Origin of the sequence: Faecalitalea cylindroides, from assembly GCF_028321995.1 — a bacterium.
Taxonomy (GTDB): domain Bacteria; phylum Bacillota_I; class Bacilli_A; order Erysipelotrichales; family Erysipelotrichaceae; genus Faecalitalea; species Faecalitalea cylindroides.
In genome coordinates, this window is the sequence record NZ_JAQLXG010000006.1 from 63,953 (window position 1) to 81,548 (window position 17,596).

Consider the following 17,596-nt stretch of genomic DNA (forward strand, 5'->3'; position numbering starts at 1 on the left):
ATGGAAATAAAGTCAAGTGTCAGTGCAGTTGAATCTTATAAAAGAATTGAAGAATTGCAGCCAAAATTAAATGCAGCTGTAACGATGATCGAACCTAAAGACAATCCTAATCAAGGTAAACTTTCCGGTATTCCTGTCATCTTAAAAGATAACATCAATACAAAAGGAATTCGTACAACAGCAAGTTCAAGAATTTTAGATAACTATGTTCCTGTTTATGATGCAACGATTGTTAAAAAGTTGAATGAAGCAGGAGCTATCTTTGTCTGCAAGGCCAGCATGGATGAACTTGGTATGGGTGGAACAAATAAAAATGCCTATACAGGCGCTGTACATAACCCTTATGATCTTGATCGTATTTCTGGTGGTAGTTCAGGAGGATGTGCTGTTTTAGTAGCTAGTGATGCAGCTCCTTTAGCTATTGGAACAGATACGGGTGATAGTATTCGTAAGCCAGCTGCTTATACAGGTGTTGTTGGAGTAAAACCAACTTATGGGCGTATTTCTCGTTATGGTATTATTCCATATGCATCAAGTTTGGATCATGTCGGTTACTTTACGACAAATATCAAAGATGCAGCTTTAGCTTTAGAAGTTTTAGCTGGACGTGATGATAAAGATATGACTTCAAGCTTTAAACCAGTTGAAGAATACTCTAAAAATTTAAATGGAGATCTAAAAGGCAAAACGATCGGTGTTTTAAAGACAGTTATCGATGAAATAGAAGATGAATATGTAAAAAACACATTCTATGAATTTGTTAAGAAGTTAAAAGAAGCCGGTGTTAACATCAAAGAAGTGGAAATGCCAAGAGAATATATGGAATTGATTCCACCGGTTTATAAGACCATTGCCAATGCAGAAGCAACCGCAAACCATTCTAATCTTGACGGCCTTCGTTTTGGTATGCGTGAAGATGGTGAAAGTGTAGAAGAGGTAATGACAAACTCACGTACAAAAGGCTTCTCAAGCTATGTTCGTGCTCGATTTGTGATTGGTTCTTATTCATTGTTTAATGAAAATCAAGATCGTTTATTTAGAAAAGCACAGAAGATTCGTCGTTTGATCGTAGATGCTTATAAGAAGTGTTTTGAAGGTGTTGATGGTATTTTGTGCATGGCAGCTTTAGATATTGCCCCAATGATTGAAGACAGTCAGGATGTTCGCTTTAAAGAAACCTCTTTTGCGGATGAGCATATGCAGCTTGCCAACTTCTCTGGATATCCAAGCATAACTTTACCATTTGCCCAAAAAGATGGAATGCCACTTGGAATCAATTTAACATGCCGTCCATTTGAAGAACAAATGATGTTTGATTTGGCACAAGGTATGGAAGATATAACAGGTTTAAAAGACCAGGTTAAGAAAGGAGTCTAAGAACATGGATTATTATGTAACGATTGGTATTGAAATCCATTGTGAACTAAAGACAAATACCAAAATGTTTTCTGGAGCACCAGTCCGTTTTGGAAAGGTGGCTAATACTTGTACGTCCGTAGTAGACCTTGGACATCCAGGAATCTTGCCATGTGTAAATAAAGAAGCAGTAAGACTTGCCATTAAAGCTTGTACAGCAATGCATTGTGAATTGGATACGTTATTAAAATTTGATCGTAAAAACTACTATTATTCAGATCTTCCAAAAGGATTCCAAATCACACAACAATTTCATCCAATCGGAAAGAATGGATATGTAGAAATTGAAGTAGATGGTGAAAAGAAAAATATTCGCATTGAAAGAATCCATATGGAAGAAGATACTGCTAAACAGTTTCATAAAGATACAGGAACATATATTGACTTTAACCGTGCAGGAACTCCATTGATTGAAATCGTCTCTTGTCCGGATATGCATTCTGCAAAAGAAGCAGCTGCCTATGTAGAAACTTTACGAAAAAATCTTCTATATCTGAATGTCAGCGATGTTAAAATGGAAGAAGGCAGCATGCGCTGTGATGTCAATATTTCTTTAAGTAAGGATAAAGATACTTTAGGAACAAAAACAGAAATCAAGAACTTAAACTCTATTGCCAATGTTCAAAAAGCTGTTCAGGCAGAAATTGAAAGGCAGTCTGCTTTATTAGATGAAGGAAAGAGTGTTGAGCAGGAAACAAGACGATATGATGAATCTTTAAAGACAACGGTTCTTATGCGTAAAAAAGAAGGAAATGTTGACTATAAGTATTTTCCAGAACCAAATATCTTTCCAATTCAATTAGATCCAAACTGGGTAAAAGAAATTCAGGATTCTCTTGAAGAATTACCAGAACAAAAGATCGAACGCTTCATGAAAGAGTATGGCTTAAGTGAATACGATGCTAATGTGTTGGTTAATGACAGAGCTATGGCAGATTATTATGAAGAAGTTTGTAAGCATACCAAAAATGCGAAGAAGGTATGTAACTGGATTACAGGAGATGTTAGTGCTTATCTAAATAAAAAGAATACAAATTTTGATTCGATTGAAGTAAAACCAGAATATATTGCAAGCTTGGTTGATTCAATTGAAGCTGGAGATATTAGTGGAAAACAAGGTAAGTTTGTTTTTGAAGAAGTTATGTTGAATAAAGATCCAAAGAAAGTCATTGAAGAAAAGGGTATGAAACAAGTCAGTGATGACGGAGCTATTCTTGCCTTGGTAACAAGCGTTTTAGATGCCAACCCACAAAGTATCGAAGATTACAAGAATGGTAAGGATAGAGCTGTTGGATTCTTAGTTGGTCAAGTAATGAAAGCCAGCAAAGGACAGGCAAATCCAAAACGAACAAATGAATTGATCAAGGAAGAATTAAACAAACGTTAATTTTATGGTATACTAATCACTAGGAGGGTAGTTTTATGGCTTTAAATAAGACAAAACCTAAAAAAACGCAAAAGAAAAATACAGAATCTATACAAGGGCATAAGCTTGTTTGGTTTACTCTGATCATAATCGCTATTCCTGTAGTGATAGTAGCGTATGTATTATTAACTAGTATGGGTGGACAGGGTGAGCCTGTCGTTGGAAATCGTTTTAACGGTGAAGATCTAAATCCAAGCATTACAGAAGAAGCGATGAACTCAATTCAGGAACAAGCTTCCGGCATTGGTGGTGTCGAAGAAGTTACGATCAATTTAAAGAGTGCTACATTAAGAGTTCATTTAAATATGGATGATTCTTATACACAAGATCAAATTCAGGCAGCCAGTGATCAAGCTTATGAAATTGTAGCGGCAACGCTTCCTATCGATCAGTACTTTACAAATCGTGAAGATGCTAAAATGTATGATCTAGAAATTGATGTGTACAATTACATAGTAGATGACAGTCATCCCGCAGAAGGTCAGATATACATTAAGACAACCAAAACCGGTGCTGCAACGGATCGTGTTACAGATGTCATGACAACGGCTAAAGATCCAGAACTTGTAGCTCAAATTAAACGTTAATATTTCGCTGTGTGAAAGCACAGCGTTTTTGTTTTAATCTTTTATTGATTTTGACTTAATTATATATTTTAATCTATCTATGGAATTAATATATTTACTTGATAAAAATGAATTTGAAACACATTTGGTGAAGAAAAAGAAAGAATATATCCTTTATTCATGGAATACATTAAAGTTATATGTAAATGAATGGCAGGGTGGGATGTTGATCTTAGATTCCAAAAAATTGAATATTGAGACGTTTTTTGATCAAAAGAAGCGTTTATTATATCGCTGTTTAAAACTGGATGAAGAAGCGTATAAGGATTTTATGCCTTATCAATTTAAGGGAATTAAACATTGTTTGATGAACACCAGTATGATTGATGAAAAGTGGTGTTATCCAATATTAAGAAAGTTGATCAACCCAGATGATGAAGTCTGTGTATTAGCTTTCAGCTTTTTTAACGATACCAAAAACTGTAATGACTGGGACAAACAATATGCCAAAGGACAGGGAATCTGGTATCGTTCAAATACGGATGTCTTTTTTAAATATGGATTGAAGGAAAATCAAATACATTGGGTAAATTATTTTAAAGACTCTAAAGAAGATGTGTTAAAAAAAGTGCTTGGCAGTTCTATTTTACTTTTGACAGGTGGAGCACCAGATCTTATGATGAAAAGAATCAAGGAGTTTAAGCTAAAGAAGATTCTAAAAAACTACCAAGGATTGATGATTGGATATAGTGCAGGGGCCATGATACAGTTAAAAGAATACCATATAACACCAGATGAAGATTATCCTACTTTTCAATATTTACCAGGTTTCGGATGTATAGAAGGTTTTAAGATAGAAGTGCATTATCACGCTTCCAATATTCAAAAACAAAGTATAGAACGAGTTCTAAAAGAAAAAGGACAACCAGTCTATGCCATCTATGAGGATGGAGGATTGATTGTCCATGATGATCAGATTGAATCTTTTGGTCATGTAGATTTATTTGAATAATGGAAGCTTTAAGATGGCTTTAAATACATCACCGTCAATTTCAATTTTAAACTGACCATCTTGAATTTCCGCAAAGCTTTTAATGATCGCAAGGCCTAGGCCACTGCCACTTTCATGTCTGGAAGCATCTCCTCGTACAAATCTTTCTGTGATCTGTTCTGGATCAAAGTCTAAGAATGTCTTGGAGATGTTTTTATATGTGATGGTCGCATAGTTTTTTTCTTTTTTACATTCTACGAACACACGCGTATTTTCCAATGTGTATTTTGAAATATTTGAAATTAGATTTTCAAAGATACGAACTGTTTTGTCTGGATCAAATGTGCAGTAAATATCTTCGTCATCGTGTTCAAAGACAAGGATCAAATTTTTTTCTTCCAATAAAGACATATTTTCTGCATGAACCTGTTCCATAAATTCGATCAAATTGATTTTTTGTGGTTCTAAATCGATATTTCCGCTATTTGCTTTGGAAATTTCAAATAAATCTTGTATCAAATTATTTAAACGGTCTGTATAGTTGGTCAATGTTGTTAGATATTCATTTCGTGTTTTTGAATCCAGATCTGGATTATTTAATAATTCAAGATAATTTTTGATACCTGTTAGAGGTGTTTTTAGATCGTGAGAAACATTTGTGATCAGTTCAGTTTTTAAATTCTGTGATTTGATCTTTTCTTTTAAACTTGTTTCAAATCCGACTTGAATTGAAGATAATTCATATTCTAAGGAATTGAAGATGCCAGCATCCTGGTTTTGCGTGATTTCAAAATCACCTTTTGCCAAAGACATCGCATGTTCAAGCGTTGATAAATAATCTTCCTGAACTTTGTTTAATTGTTTTTTTAGATAGAAGAAACACAGAATTCCATAACCTATCGCTAGAAGAATACCAAAAGGACCAAATAAGCATAAAATAATGCATGCAAGGGTATTGATTCCAACAAAGATCAATAACTTCTTATTTAAATCGTTTGCTAAATCAAAAGAAGCGGTCTTGTCCAAAAAGAGCTTGATATAAGAAATAAGCATGCCAGTCAGACTGTTTGTCTTTAAAAAGTGCAGAGGCTTTTTCTTGATCATATTTTTAATATAGACATAAGCACAGGCAATCGTTGTAAATGTAATGATGTAAACAATAAAATTAAGTAAATAACAAATTAATTGAGGTTGAAAGATCTTATATTGTTCTAGCCATCTTAAAATAGCTCCATTCATTGTTTTTCCAGAAAGATAAATACTTCCTGCCAATAAGAGTGTTAAAGCACTTGTATAGAAAATAACCGCAATTTCTAATTTCATGCGTACAGCTGAACAAAATGGCTGTGCTTTTGTTTCAATCTCAATTGGAAATATTAAGACAAACACCAGAATTATCAATGCAACGATAATGAGCGCAAAAATTAAAAATTGTGCAAAAGCATCGGGTATATTTAGAGAGTTCACTATGATTTTTCGATTGGATTCAAGATCTTTAGGAATATAAAAGGTAAAAGATATATTTTTAGGTAAGTTAATATATACCTGATTATACGCATTTCCATTTAAAACAACATTGGCTTGCTCATAGACATAATATAGGTCATCCTCATTTAAAAAGTCATAGTAATAATAGGAGGAATTTTGTGAAGCTTGAACGGATTCATTATCAAAATAGATTTCATTATAATAAAGCGCCTGAGATTTATCTAACTTTTCTGGCATATTGTGTGATATCGTTTGATCATTGTAATGAATTTCATACCCAAAGTTTTCATCGTTATCTAATAGCGTAGTATATTGAGAAAACATAGAACGAAGACTGCTGTTGACACTGGCTTTTTGTTCATCAGAGATTGCACCATTACTTTCATCAAATTGGATCATCTCATAATTAGGATCTAATTCAGCGGCTTTTTCCAGCATAAGATAAGAAATAGCTTCTACTGTTTGATCTCCTAGAGCGAATTCATCGTAGGTAGCATTTTCCTGAACATTTTTGAAAAGTCCAAGAATGACCATTGTACAAACTGTAATCAAGATAAAAAAGCTGGTGATAAAAGAATATCTGTGCTTCATGTTATACCTTCTCTATTTTATATCCAATGCCCCATACAACTTTTAGATAGACAGGTTTTTTAGGATTGACTTCAATTTTTTCGCGAAGCTTTCGTATGTGTACCATGATTGTTTCTGTATTGATAGCTTCTTCCTTCCAAATGGTTTCATAGATTTGACTGGCTGAAAAGACCTGTCCAGGATGTTTGATCAAGAGTTCTAAGATCTGGTATTCCTTGGGGGTTAAATGAATTGGTTTATCTTGAATCTTTGCCTGTTTGGTCAAAGTATCTAACTCTAAATCTCCAACGATGTATTTTCCAGTATTCTTGGTACTTGTATTTTGATTTTTAAGTTCTAGAATTTGTTCATATCTTCTTAATTGGGAACGAACCCTTGCAATCAATTCCATAGATTCAAAAGGTTTAGTAATATAATCATCCGCTCCAATATTTAAACCAAATATCTTATCCATGTCTTCACTTTTGGCGCTTAAGAAAAGGATAGGGAAGTCATATTTTTTACGAACTTCCATGACCATGGTGATTCCATCCATGACGGGCATCATAATGTCAACGATTGCAAGATGTACATCATTTTCATGGATTTTTTCAAGACCTTCTTTACCGTTTTTAGCTAAAATTACATGATAGCCTTGGTTTTTCATATAAATTCCGATTGCTTCTCGAATTCCTTTTTCGTCTTCAACAACTAATACTGTGTGTTCCATACTTCATATACCTCGCTATTTATTTTATCATTTCTGATAATGAATATAAAAGCCAAATCCAGCACATACTATTCCAATTGTATAAATTAAGATCTCTATCATAAATCCTCCTAAATAAAATGGTCGATAATTTTCAATATTTCACTTAACCCATATGAGTAGGCAATCAAAGCTAAAGGTTTTCCTAAAATAATAATCATACTGAATTTTTTTAAGGTCATGCTGGTAAGGCCGGCAATCATGCACAGTATGTCATCTGGAGCACATGGAAAAAAGATAGCAGCTGCAAAAAATCTATCGAATTTCTTACCTTTATCTAACCATCCGATATATTTGTCATAGGTTTTTTGATCACATACTTTAAGAATAAAGGTTTTGCCATATCTTTTGACTAATAAGAAAGCCAGAATAGAACCTATGACTAGTCCGGCATAATTATAGACAAATCCCCAAATAGGTCCAAATGCAACAATTCCTAAAGCTGAACTTGCTCCACCTGGAATAATTGGAATGATTACCTGAAATATTTGAAGCAGGATAAATAGTAAAGGAGCAAATATACCGGTTTGGTTTAATAATGCCTGTAATTTTGTTGAATCAGTAAAATATCCTTGACTTAAGAAATAAAGAATCAAACCAATCAAGAAGAGCGTTCCTAAGATGGTTGTCACTTGAAAAATTCTTTTTGTATCTGTCATATCTATCACCATTATTAGGATATAGAATAAAACTTAGGATAAAATGGTATAAATTCTTAAATTTTTCTAAACAAATAAAAAAGCCTTGAACTATTCAAGTTCAAAGGCTCCTGTGTATAACTGGTAGTATGTACCTTTTTGTTTCAATAACTCATCATGATTTCCACGTTCAATGATTCGACCATTTTCAAGTACCATGATTGCATCTGAGTTTTGGATTGTCGAAAGCCTATGCGCAATTACAAATACGGTTCTACCTTCCATCAGTTTATCCATACCATCCTGAACGATCTTTTCTGTTCGTGTATCGATGGAGCTTGTTGCCTCATCTAAAATCAATACAGGAGGATTGGCTACAGCTGCTCTGGCAATTGATAATAATTGTCTTTGTCCTTGAGAAAGACTTTGGCCACCCGCTGTTAACTGTGTTTGATAACCATGTTCTAGATGTTTGATAAAATCATGAGCATTAGCAAGTTTGGCAGCAGCGATACATTCTTCATCGGTTGCATCCAGTTTACCATAGCGAATATTATCCATGATCGTGCCGGTAAATAAGTTTGTATCTTGTAAAACGATACCAAGACTATGGCGAAGATCATCTTTTTTGATCAATTTAACATCGATTCCATCATATGTGATTGATCCGTTTTGAATATCATAAAAACGGTTGATCAAGTTCGTTATTGTTGTTTTACCAGCACCAGTTGCCCCAACGAAAGCAACTTTTTGACCTGGTTTAGCATAAAGATTGATATCATGTAAAATCGTTTTCTTAGGCGTGTATCCGAATACAACATCATTGAAACGAACATCGCCTTTTAAAGGGACATATTCAATAGCTCCATTAGCTCTTGGATGTCTCCAGCACCACTTGCTGGTATTCTTATCTGTTTCATGAACATTACCATCATCATCGTAATATACACTTACAAGCGTAACTTTACCATCGTCGATTTCTGGTTTTTCATCTAGTACAGAGTATATACGTTGTGCACCAGCTCCTGCCATAACAACAGCATTTAATTGTTGAGAAATCTGTCCGATAGGTGCGTTAAATGAACGATTTAACTGTAAGAAAGCAGCAATAGTTCCTAATGTTAATCCCGCCATGTTATTGATTGCAAGAATGGAACCTACAACAGCAGTTAATACATAAGACACATAGCCGATATTCATTACGATAGGCATTAAGATGTTGGCAAACATATTGGCATTTGTGCTAGCTTCAAAAAGCTGCTCATTAAGTTTATCAAAATCTTTAATACTGTCTTGTTCATGTGTAAAGACCTTAATAACTTTACATCCTTCCATCATTTCTTCAATAAACCCATTAACAATACCTAAATCTTTTTGTTGGCGACGGAAGTAGAAACTTGATTTTTTGGTAATCAAACGACTGGTAATAACCATGATTCCCCCCATAATCAAAGTTACAATTGCAAGAGGAATATTTAAAATCAACATTGATATAAATACAGAAATCATCGTTATCAATGAGTTAATCATCTGTGGTAAGCTTTGTGACAGCAATTGACGCAATGTATCCGTATCATTTGTATAAATCGACATGATGTCACCATGAGCATGTGTATCAAAGAATTTAATTGGTAGAGTTTCCATATGTTCAAATAATTCATCACGAATTGATTTTAAAGTTCCTAAAGAAACTGTAACCATGATACGATTGAATGCATAAGTAGAAAGAATGCCTACAATATAGATACATATTAATGTCATAATTGCTTGGATCAATGGATTAAAGTCAGGTGTTTCCTGAGATAACATCGGTGTAATATAATCATCAATCAAAGTTTTTAAAAACATGCTGCCATAAACATTGGCAAAAGCAGAAACGATAATTAAGATTAATACTGAAATACATGCTAATTTATATCGATTAAACGTTTCCTGCAGAACGCGTTTTAATCCATAGATAGTACTATTCACTTAAACTACCTCCTTTCTGCTGAGCTTCGAAAGTTTCACGATACTGTTTGTTTGTTTTTAATAACTCTTCATGTGTCCCTAGACCAGAGATGATTCCATCATCTAAAACTAGGATTTGATCAGCATCTTGAATAGATGAAATACGCTGAGAAATAATAATTCTTGTTGTATCCGGAATTTTTTCTAAGAATGCCTGGCGAATCAAGGCATCTGTCTTAGTATCGACAGCACTAGTTGAATCATCTAAGATCAAGATTTTTGGTTTTTTCAATAAAGCACGGGCAATACATAAACGTTGTCTTTGTCCACCGGATACGTTTGTACCTCCTTGTTCAATATATGTGTTATATTTATCAGGCATTTTTTGGATGAATTCATCGGCTTGTGCTAATTTGCAAGCTTCAATGATTTCTTCATCTGTTGCATCATCATTACCCCAACGCATGTTTTCTTTGATCGTACCCGAGAAAAGCACGTTTTTTTGTAATACCATAGCAACATTGTCACGCAATGTTTTTAAATCATAATTTTTGACATCTTTGCCAGCTACTTTGACTGAACCGGATGTAACATCATATAAGCGAGGAATCAATTGTACAAAGGTTGTTTTGGCACTACCTGTAGCTCCTAAAATTCCAAGCGTGGAACCACTTGGGACATGTAGAGAAACATCATCCAAAACAAAGGATCCATCATCATGTTTACCCGTTCCATAATTAAAATAGACATGATCAAAAACGATATCACCGTTCTTTACCTCTTTTAAACCATTTTCAGGTGAAGTTAAAGAACTCTTCTGATTGATAACTTCGGCAATACGTTGTGCACTAGCTACAGACATGATGACCATAACAAATACCATGGATAACATCATTAATGACATGAGAATGCTTGTGGTATATGTAAACAAGCTCATTAATTCTCCTGTGGTCATAGAACCACCAACAATCATATGTGCTCCTAACCATGAAATCAGCAGGATACATCCATATACGCTAAGCTGCATTACAGGAGAGTTAAAGATTAAGATTTTTTCAGCTTTTTGTTGGATTTTGAAAATCAAGTCACTTTCTTTATGGAACTTTTCGATTTCATGATCTTCACGAACATAAGCTTTCACGACACGAATTCCGGATACATTTTCTTGAACGCTGGCATTTAAATAATCATATCGCTTAAATAAACGACGGAAAATTGGGTGAACAACCATAGAAATGCCAAATAATACGATACCTAGAAAAATTATAACTCCAACAAAGACTAAAGCTAGTTCATGATTGATCATAAATGCCATGAACAATGAGGAAATCAACATCAACGGGGAACGAACACAAACGCGAATCAACATTTGAAATGCGTTTTGAACATTTGTGACGTCCGTCATCATACGAGTAATCAACCCGCCTGTTGAATATTTATCAATATCAGCAAAAGCGAAGTTTTGAATGTTTTTATACTCAGCTTCGCGTAGATTTTTAGCAAATCCACTTGAAGCAATGGCGGCATGTTTTCCGCTTAAGGCACCAGCAATTAATGAAATAATAGCTGCAATTAGCATAATGAAACCATAAATCCATATGACCTTCATATCACCGTTTTCAATTCCCTGGTCGACTAAAATAGCCATTAAATAAGGAATTAAAACTTCCATGATAACCTCAATAGCAACATAGATTGGGGTCTTGATCGTATTAGATTTATATTGTTTGATCTGACTAATCAATGTCTTTAACATGGTTCTCTTCCTCCTTTATTAAATTATCTTTCACTTTCGCAAGGAGTTTAAACAACAAATTTCTTTCTTCTTGCGAAAGGCCCTTGGCAATAACGCCTTCTGAATAATCGATATGTTTTTTGATCTTTTTGTCGATATCTTCTACTTTATCTGTGATTTGAATATAGCGAATCCGTTTGTCATCTGGGCTATGGACCCTTACTACATATCCTTTTTGTTCCATACGATTTAATAAACCGGTGACAGTGGGATTAGAAATATGAAAAAACTCTTCAATATCTTTTTGATTTACATGATCTTTCTTTACGTATTTTAAAAAGCGTAAAATATCGAGTTGGCTTTTGGTAAGATCAAATTCTTTTAATTGTTCATTCATGGCTTTTTCCAATTGCGATTGGATGCACCTGAAATAAAATCCATACCCATATTTACGGTTATTCATCTTGCCCTCCTTTTTTTCATAGCACGCTATCTATAATTCATAGCACGCTATTTATTATAGTGAACATATTATAATTGTCAATACGAATTGCACTTTTTATAAAACTCAGTTATTATACTTTTGTTATGAAGAAGAATGAAGAATATGTCGTTACTTGTATAGATGAAACAAATCAAGCCGCAGGAATTGTAAAAATTGATGATATGGTCGTTTTTGTTCCTGGTCTTTTAAAAGGGGAAAAGGCAAATATCCGAATATTAAAAGTACAAAAAAGCTATGCTTTTGGAAAAATAATGCAGTTTTTAGAAACAAGTCAAGATCGCATAGAACCAGCCTGTAAAGTTTTCAATAAATGTGGTGGCTGCCAATATCAACACATAGACTATAAAGCTCAATTAAAAAGAAAACGTGATCATTTAGAGAATCGCGTTTTAAAAAGACTTGAAGATGTTGAAGTAAGAGATGTGTTGGGAATGGAACATCCTTTTTATTATCGAAACAAAGCCCAATTTCCAGTTCAAATCAAAGATGGAAAGATCTTGATGGGATTTTATCGTTTACATTCGAATGATATTGTCTGTTGTGATCACTGTATGATCCAATCTAAAAAAATCAATGAACTCTATAAGTTTATTCAAGAACATATAACTTTGGATATGGCACAAGGTTTACGCCACATTTTAATGCGCCATGCGTATAAGACAAACGAATGTCAAATTGTATTTATAGGATCTAAGCGAAATAATTTTGGTGATTTGATTCAAAAATTGATTCAGAAATTTCCAGATATTCAAAGCGTTGTCTTTAATTTGAATACAAGAAAAGACAATGTAATATTAGGAAAAGACTATGAAGTATTATATGGCCGAGAGTTCATTTATGAATCTTGTTTATCGAATAAGGTTAAGCTTCATTTTAAATCATTCTATCAAGTCAATCCTGTACAGATGGAAGTTCTGTATGAACAGGCTATAAAGGCAGCAGACCTTAATAAAGATATGCGCTGTATTGAGCTATATTCTGGTGTTGGTACGATAGGTATGGCTGTTTCAAAATATGTAAAAGAAGTGATCGGTGTTGAAATTGTTCAGGAAGCAGTAAAGAATGCTAAAGAGAATTGTCGAATAAACCAGATAGAAAACTGTCGTTATATTTGTCAAGATGCCACTGAATTTGCCAGAAAGTGCGCACAAAAAGAAGAGCAGATCGATGTTGTATTTGTGGATCCTCCAAGAAAAGGTATGACTCCTCAAGGCATTGAAGATATATCAACGATACAGCCGGAAAAAATTGTTTATATTTCCTGCAATCCAGAGACATTGATTCGAGATTTGATCTTGTTTAAAGAACAAGGCTATTCCTGTAAGTTTATTCAACCAGTTGATATGTTTTGTCAAACGACTGGTTTAGAATGTGTGGTTCTGATTGAAAGAGTTTAGTTTTAAGTGAGGTTTTGATTATGAACAAAATATTAATCGTTGAAGATGATAATACGATCCACGATATGGTGAAAGAATATTTAAATAAAAGAGGATTTCAGTGTGAACACGCATATTCTGGTACAGAGGCTCTGTTGGTACAAAAACAAGAAAACTGCGATTTGATCTTGATGGATTTGATGCTTCCGGGTCTTGATGGAAAACAAGCTTTAACAAAAATCAAGAAAGAATATGATGTCCCAGTCATTATTGTCAGTGCTAAAAATACGATTGAAGATAAAGTTTCTTTATTAGCTATAGGAGCAGACGATTATATTACCAAACCATTTGCCCTGGAAGAATTAGAGGCAAGAATAAATGTTCAACTAAGAAAACATCACACCGATAAGGATGATGGAATCATAGTACAAAATCTTATCTTATACCCAGATCAAAGAACGTTTCAGATAGATGATACAAAAGTTTCTTTAACAAAACATGAATATCGTATCATGGAACTCTTGATGCAGTATCCTAAAAGAGCATTTTCTAAAAAAGATATCTATGAATATGCATGGGATGATATTTATGCAGCGGATGACAAGACTGTGTCTGTTCATATTAGTAATATCCGTAATAAATGTAAAGGACGTGATATTATCGAAACGGTTTGGGGAATAGGGTTTAAATTAAAATTGGAAAGAGAGTAAATCTTTAAACTTTCTTTCCTTTTTCTTTGATGTTTTTAAAATATTCTTTTTTATACTTAAGTCATGAAGGAGGAATCCAAAATGGATAAATATGCGATTGAAACGAATCTTTTGACCAAGAAGTATCGCCATACGACCGCTGTAGATCAAATATCATTACAAATTGTGCAGGGAGAAATATTTGGTCTTATTGGTGAAAATGGAGCTGGAAAATCTACATTGATGAAGATGCTTTCAGGAATGGTCAATAGCACCAGTGGTGATTTTAAGATCTTTGGTCATAAACCTTCAGAAGACAAATACTTATATCGTCGAATGGGAGTATTGATTGAAGAAGCCGGATTATTAGGTTCAATGACAGCTTTTGACAATATGAAAACCAAAGCTTTAGCACTAGGATGCAATGATGACAAAAGACTTTGTGAGCTGTTAGAACTTTGTGATATTGCACACACAGGAAAGAAAAAAGTTAAAACGTTTTCTATGGGGATGAAACAAAGACTAGCGATTGCAATGACACTTATTCAAGATCCGGATTTATTGATTCTTGATGAACCTACCAATGGTATTGATCCAAAAGGTTTTGAAAGTATACGAAAGCTCTTGATTCGTCTTAATAAAGAAGAGCGTAAAACGATTCTAATTAGTTCTCATATTTTGGAAGAATTAAATAAAGTAGCAGCCAGCTATGGAATCATGAAAAAAGGTAAGTTGATCGAATGTGTTACAAACGAAGAATTAAACCAACGATGCCGACAGTATTTGCAAATAAAGGTTGACTCTTCTTCAAAAGCAAGCATGCTTTTGGAGCAAATGTTAAGCATTTATTCTTACGCGGTTATAGATAAGAATACATTACATATTTTTGATGAGGTTAGCTCGGATAAAATCATAAAAATGCTTGTAATGAATGATATAGCTGTTTATTCATGCATGTTAAATTCTCAGTCTTTAGAGGAATATTTTCTAAGTAGAAATGGGGGAATTGAATAATGTTGAATATGTTAAGAAGTGATTTGTATCGTATATTGCATATTCGTTCTTTCAAGATAGGTGTTTTTATCATGTCGATCATGACGATTTGTTTAACAATGCCTTCCGTGAACGTTATGTCAAATACTGCTTTTGCGAACTACGATGCGCAGATTGGTAATTTTGCCGAATATTTATATTATTTTCCAAAGAGTGCTATTTTTATGATTATTGTTATGTTGATGTATGTTATCTATCTAAATGAAGAATATACTTCTGGATTTATAAAAAATGTGTATCCGTACCAAACAGACAAATTAAAACTATCGATATCTAGATTATTAATCTTTGTAATTTATTATATTGTATTTTCATTTATAAATATCATTTTTTCTTTGATTACAGTCGGTTTCATACAAGGTCGATTCGGAACGATTTCCATTTTTGATTATGTTATTTATTATGTGATTCAACTTTTATTAGCGACGGCTGTTGGATCATTTCTGGAATTGTTCATTCATTTAAGCAAAAAGAATATAGTCTCTACCATTCTAATATTTTTATATACATTTGGAATTTTGTTTGGGATGGTATATATATTCTTTCAAGAATGGTTTAATTTGTCAGTGTATGAAAATGCTATTTATTATTTATCTGGAACATTACCTTATCGTATCTCGGATGTTTATTTAAACACTATGATTGTAGGTATCTTTGCTCTAGGTATTGGTATTTTATTAAACATGGTTATTTTAAAGAAAAAAGACTTAGAATAAACTTGTTTTTATGAAGTGCTAAAAATAGAATAAAGTTAAGGGTCATTGAATGGCCCTCTTTTCTATAAAAGGAGAGGTTGTTTATGGTAGAATTGATTGTTTTGATTTTAGCAATTCTTTGTGTTTATTTGATTTTTAAATACATGGGCTTAAAAAAGGAAATTATGTCTTGCCAAGATCAGATAGAGTATATTCAAGAAAATAATAGCTCTATGCGAATTTCTTCTAGTGTACGTTATAAACCTTTGTTGAAAATCATAAAGCTTTTTGAGATGCAAAGGGAAGATAATAAATCTTTATATGTTAAACATTTGCACCAGGAAGAAACGATCAAAGAATTGATTTCGAACATCTCTCATGATATACGAACACCATTGACTAGTATTCAAGGATATGTAGAAATGCTTGAAAGTGCAAATCGTGATAAACAGGTTCAGTATATTGATATTATCACAAAACGATTAAACGATATGGAAATCATGTTAGATTCATTTTTCTTATATACAAAGCTTCAAACGCAAAATAAACCATTTATTTTGGAAAAACAACCAGTTTATCCTTTGTTGTGCGATGTCCTTTTATCATATTATCCTCAATTATCGAAAATAGGATTGGAGCCGAAGATTGTTTGTGAAGACGAAAACTTAGAAGGATATATCAATGCAGATCAAATGAAAAGAGTTTTTCAAAATCTACTTATGAATGTTATTCGTTATGGTAGTATGCCTTTTCAAATCGAACTCTATAGAAAAGAAAAAGATCTTGTTTGTGTGTTTTCCAATGCGATCAAAGGGGAACATATTGAGGTAGAACATATATTTGATCGATTTTATCAAGCGGATCATTCAAGAGGTAATAATGGAAGTGGTTTAGGAATGGCAATTGTTAAAGATCTTTGTGAAAAGATGAATATTGTCATTGAAGCTAAAATCGAGTGTGGTATAATCTCCTTCGTGATGATAATTAGAGGATAGGAGGATGCATGAAAAGAATAATGGAATGGGTCAAGGAACATAAATACTGCTACTCTTTTTTGTATTTGATTCTTTATCTTTTGGCTTTTTTTCTCATGGAACAAATCAGTGAACCACAGTATCTGATTCACAGTAATTTAGATGACAAGATACCTTTTAACAGTTACTTTTTGATTTTTTATGTTAGCTGGTATATTGCTTTTGTCGGATCTCTAATCTTTTTTATGTTCTATGATAAAAAGGATTACCAGGATCTAAGTTTTATAATGATGAATGGTACAACTCTAATATTTATCATCTATTTTCTATTTCCTAATTACACAGATTTGCGTTTTGATCTAGTACCTAGAAATATTTTTGATCAGATCGTTAATCTTTTGTGGGTCATTGATACACCTACCAATGTTTGTCCATCTTTGCATGTTTCCATTTCAACAGCTGTCATGGTTGCAGTGTGGAATTCAAAAAAATTGAAAAAAAATCATCCGGTTTGGCGGATTCTGATTATTGTTTGGCAGATCTTGATCTGTGCTTCAACAGTATTTTTAAAACAGCATTCGATCATTGATGTTTTTGCGGGATGCTTAGTTACATTGTTGTTTAGTGTGATTTGTTATAAAGTGAATTGGAGAAAAATGTTAGGAAAAACAATTTTTCGCTCTTTATTGTGATGCTATTTACGTTTGAATACGTTAAATAGCTTTTTTTGATAAATTTATATGTTAAAATATTGC

The 17,596-nt window shown here is 33.3% G+C and carries 16 protein-coding genes; 10 read left to right on the forward strand and 6 right to left on the reverse strand.

Going from position 1 to position 17,596, the window contains the following annotated elements; translation table 11 throughout:
• The 4 genes from PND65_RS04940 (at window position 1) to PND65_RS04955 (ending at window position 4,420) form a co-directional block, all read left to right on the forward strand.
• Window positions 1–1,377, forward strand: coding sequence for an amidase family protein (locus PND65_RS04940; RefSeq protein ID WP_195191052.1), 1,377 nt, complete (start codon window positions 1–3; stop codon window positions 1,375–1,377).
• A 4-nt stretch (window positions 1,378–1,381) separates the two neighbouring features.
• Window positions 1,382–2,803 carry an Asp-tRNA(Asn)/Glu-tRNA(Gln) amidotransferase subunit GatB gene (gene gatB, locus PND65_RS04945; protein ID WP_271990820.1) on the forward strand — a complete coding sequence of 474 codons (1,422 nt, stop codon included), beginning with the start codon at window positions 1,382–1,384 and terminating at the stop codon, window positions 2,801–2,803.
• Between the two features lie 35 nt (window positions 2,804–2,838).
• A complete protein-coding gene (locus PND65_RS04950) occupies window positions 2,839–3,429 on the forward strand; it encodes a hypothetical protein (RefSeq protein ID WP_271990818.1) in 591 nt (196 codons plus the stop codon).
• Between the two features lie 79 nt (window positions 3,430–3,508).
• Complete coding sequence (locus PND65_RS04955; RefSeq protein WP_271990815.1) at window positions 3,509–4,420, forward strand: Type 1 glutamine amidotransferase-like domain-containing protein; 912 nt, start codon at window positions 3,509–3,511, stop codon at window positions 4,418–4,420.
• On the opposite strand, the gene PND65_RS04960 is transcribed toward PND65_RS04955, so the two are convergent.
• The 6 genes from PND65_RS04960 to PND65_RS04985 all read right to left on the reverse strand — a co-directional run bounded on the left by PND65_RS04960 (window position 4,409) and on the right by PND65_RS04985 (window position 12,012).
• A complete protein-coding gene (locus PND65_RS04960; protein WP_271990812.1) occupies window positions 4,409–6,478 on the reverse strand; it encodes a sensor histidine kinase in 2,070 nt (689 codons plus the stop codon). The two genes, PND65_RS04955 and PND65_RS04960, sit on opposite strands and share 12 nt — an antisense overlap.
• Window position 6,479: 1 nt before the next feature.
• Window positions 6,480–7,187: a response regulator transcription factor gene (locus PND65_RS04965; protein ID WP_087158640.1), complete on the reverse strand. Its 708-nt coding sequence runs from the start codon at window positions 7,185–7,187 to the stop codon at window positions 6,480–6,482.
• Between the two features lie 110 nt (window positions 7,188–7,297).
• Window positions 7,298–7,885: a TVP38/TMEM64 family protein gene (locus PND65_RS04970; protein ID WP_271990809.1), complete on the reverse strand. Its 588-nt coding sequence runs from the start codon at window positions 7,883–7,885 to the stop codon at window positions 7,298–7,300.
• A gap of 90 nt (window positions 7,886–7,975) precedes the next feature.
• Window positions 7,976–9,835, reverse strand: coding sequence for an ABC transporter ATP-binding protein (locus PND65_RS04975; RefSeq protein ID WP_035401929.1), 1,860 nt, complete (start codon window positions 9,833–9,835; stop codon window positions 7,976–7,978).
• Window positions 9,828–11,570, reverse strand: a complete 1,743-nt coding sequence (locus PND65_RS04980; protein ID WP_271990807.1) for an ABC transporter ATP-binding protein — start codon at window positions 11,568–11,570, stop codon at window positions 9,828–9,830. The genes PND65_RS04975 and PND65_RS04980 overlap by 8 nt, the downstream gene beginning before the upstream one ends.
• Window positions 11,551–12,012 (reverse strand): MarR family winged helix-turn-helix transcriptional regulator, encoded by a 462-nt coding sequence (locus tag PND65_RS04985; RefSeq protein ID WP_015535305.1) that lies wholly within the window; start codon window positions 12,010–12,012, stop codon window positions 11,551–11,553. The genes PND65_RS04980 and PND65_RS04985 overlap by 20 nt, the downstream gene beginning before the upstream one ends.
• 125 nt (window positions 12,013–12,137) lie before the next feature.
• Between PND65_RS04985 and rlmD the strand changes: the two genes are divergently transcribed.
• From rlmD to PND65_RS05015, 6 genes are all read left to right on the forward strand, one after another.
• On the forward strand, window positions 12,138–13,451 hold the full coding sequence (gene rlmD / locus PND65_RS04990) for a 23S rRNA (uracil(1939)-C(5))-methyltransferase RlmD (protein WP_195191046.1): 1,314 nt from the start codon (window positions 12,138–12,140) through the stop codon (window positions 13,449–13,451).
• Between the two features lie 20 nt (window positions 13,452–13,471).
• The gene (locus PND65_RS04995; RefSeq protein WP_022356203.1) at window positions 13,472–14,140 is read left to right on the forward strand and encodes a response regulator transcription factor; all 669 of its coding nucleotides are present in this window, start codon (window positions 13,472–13,474) and stop codon (window positions 14,138–14,140) included.
• 81 nt (window positions 14,141–14,221) lie between these two features.
• Window positions 14,222–15,133, forward strand: coding sequence for an ABC transporter ATP-binding protein (locus PND65_RS05000; RefSeq protein WP_271990805.1), 912 nt, complete (start codon window positions 14,222–14,224; stop codon window positions 15,131–15,133).
• Entirely contained in the window at window positions 15,133–15,888 is a 756-nt protein-coding gene (locus tag PND65_RS05005) for a hypothetical protein (RefSeq protein ID WP_271990802.1), read from the forward strand. Before PND65_RS05000 ends, PND65_RS05005 begins: the two co-directional genes overlap by 1 nt.
• An 83-nt stretch (window positions 15,889–15,971) precedes the next feature.
• Window positions 15,972–16,862 carry a sensor histidine kinase gene (locus tag PND65_RS05010; protein ID WP_271990800.1) on the forward strand — a complete coding sequence of 297 codons (891 nt, stop codon included), beginning with the start codon at window positions 15,972–15,974 and terminating at the stop codon, window positions 16,860–16,862.
• Between the two features lie 8 nt (window positions 16,863–16,870).
• Window positions 16,871–17,533: a phosphatase PAP2 family protein gene (locus tag PND65_RS05015; protein WP_087158944.1), complete on the forward strand. Its 663-nt coding sequence runs from the start codon at window positions 16,871–16,873 to the stop codon at window positions 17,531–17,533.
• Window positions 17,534–17,596: the final 63 nt, after the last annotated feature.

Coding starts and splice junctions, on each gene's coding strand:
- PND65_RS04940 (WP_195191052.1), top strand. CDS start 1: ATGGAAATAAAGTCAAGTGTCAGTGCAGTTGAATCTTATAAAAGAATT.
- gatB (WP_271990820.1), top strand. CDS start 1,382: ATGGATTATTATGTAACGATTGGTATTGAAATCCATTGTGAACTAAAG.
- PND65_RS04950 (WP_271990818.1), top strand. CDS start 2,839: ATGGCTTTAAATAAGACAAAACCTAAAAAAACGCAAAAGAAAAATACA.
- PND65_RS04955 (WP_271990815.1), top strand. CDS start 3,509: ATGGAATTAATATATTTACTTGATAAAAATGAATTTGAAACACATTTG.
- PND65_RS04960 (WP_271990812.1), bottom strand. CDS start 6,478: ATGAAGCACAGATATTCTTTTATCACCAGCTTTTTTATCTTGATTACA.
- PND65_RS04965 (WP_087158640.1), bottom strand. CDS start 7,187: ATGGAACACACAGTATTAGTTGTTGAAGACGAAAAAGGAATTCGAGAA.
- PND65_RS04970 (WP_271990809.1), bottom strand. CDS start 7,885: ATGACAGATACAAAAAGAATTTTTCAAGTGACAACCATCTTAGGAACG.
- PND65_RS04980 (WP_271990807.1), bottom strand. CDS start 11,570: ATGTTAAAGACATTGATTAGTCAGATCAAACAATATAAATCTAATACG.
- PND65_RS04985 (WP_015535305.1), bottom strand. CDS start 12,012: ATGAATAACCGTAAATATGGGTATGGATTTTATTTCAGGTGCATCCAA.
- rlmD (WP_195191046.1), top strand. CDS start 12,138: ATGAAGAAGAATGAAGAATATGTCGTTACTTGTATAGATGAAACAAAT.
- PND65_RS04995 (WP_022356203.1), top strand. CDS start 13,472: ATGAACAAAATATTAATCGTTGAAGATGATAATACGATCCACGATATG.
- PND65_RS05000 (WP_271990805.1), top strand. CDS start 14,222: ATGGATAAATATGCGATTGAAACGAATCTTTTGACCAAGAAGTATCGC.
- PND65_RS05005 (WP_271990802.1), top strand. CDS start 15,133: ATGTTGAATATGTTAAGAAGTGATTTGTATCGTATATTGCATATTCGT.
- PND65_RS05010 (WP_271990800.1), top strand. CDS start 15,972: ATGGTAGAATTGATTGTTTTGATTTTAGCAATTCTTTGTGTTTATTTG.
- PND65_RS05015 (WP_087158944.1), top strand. CDS start 16,871: ATGAAAAGAATAATGGAATGGGTCAAGGAACATAAATACTGCTACTCT.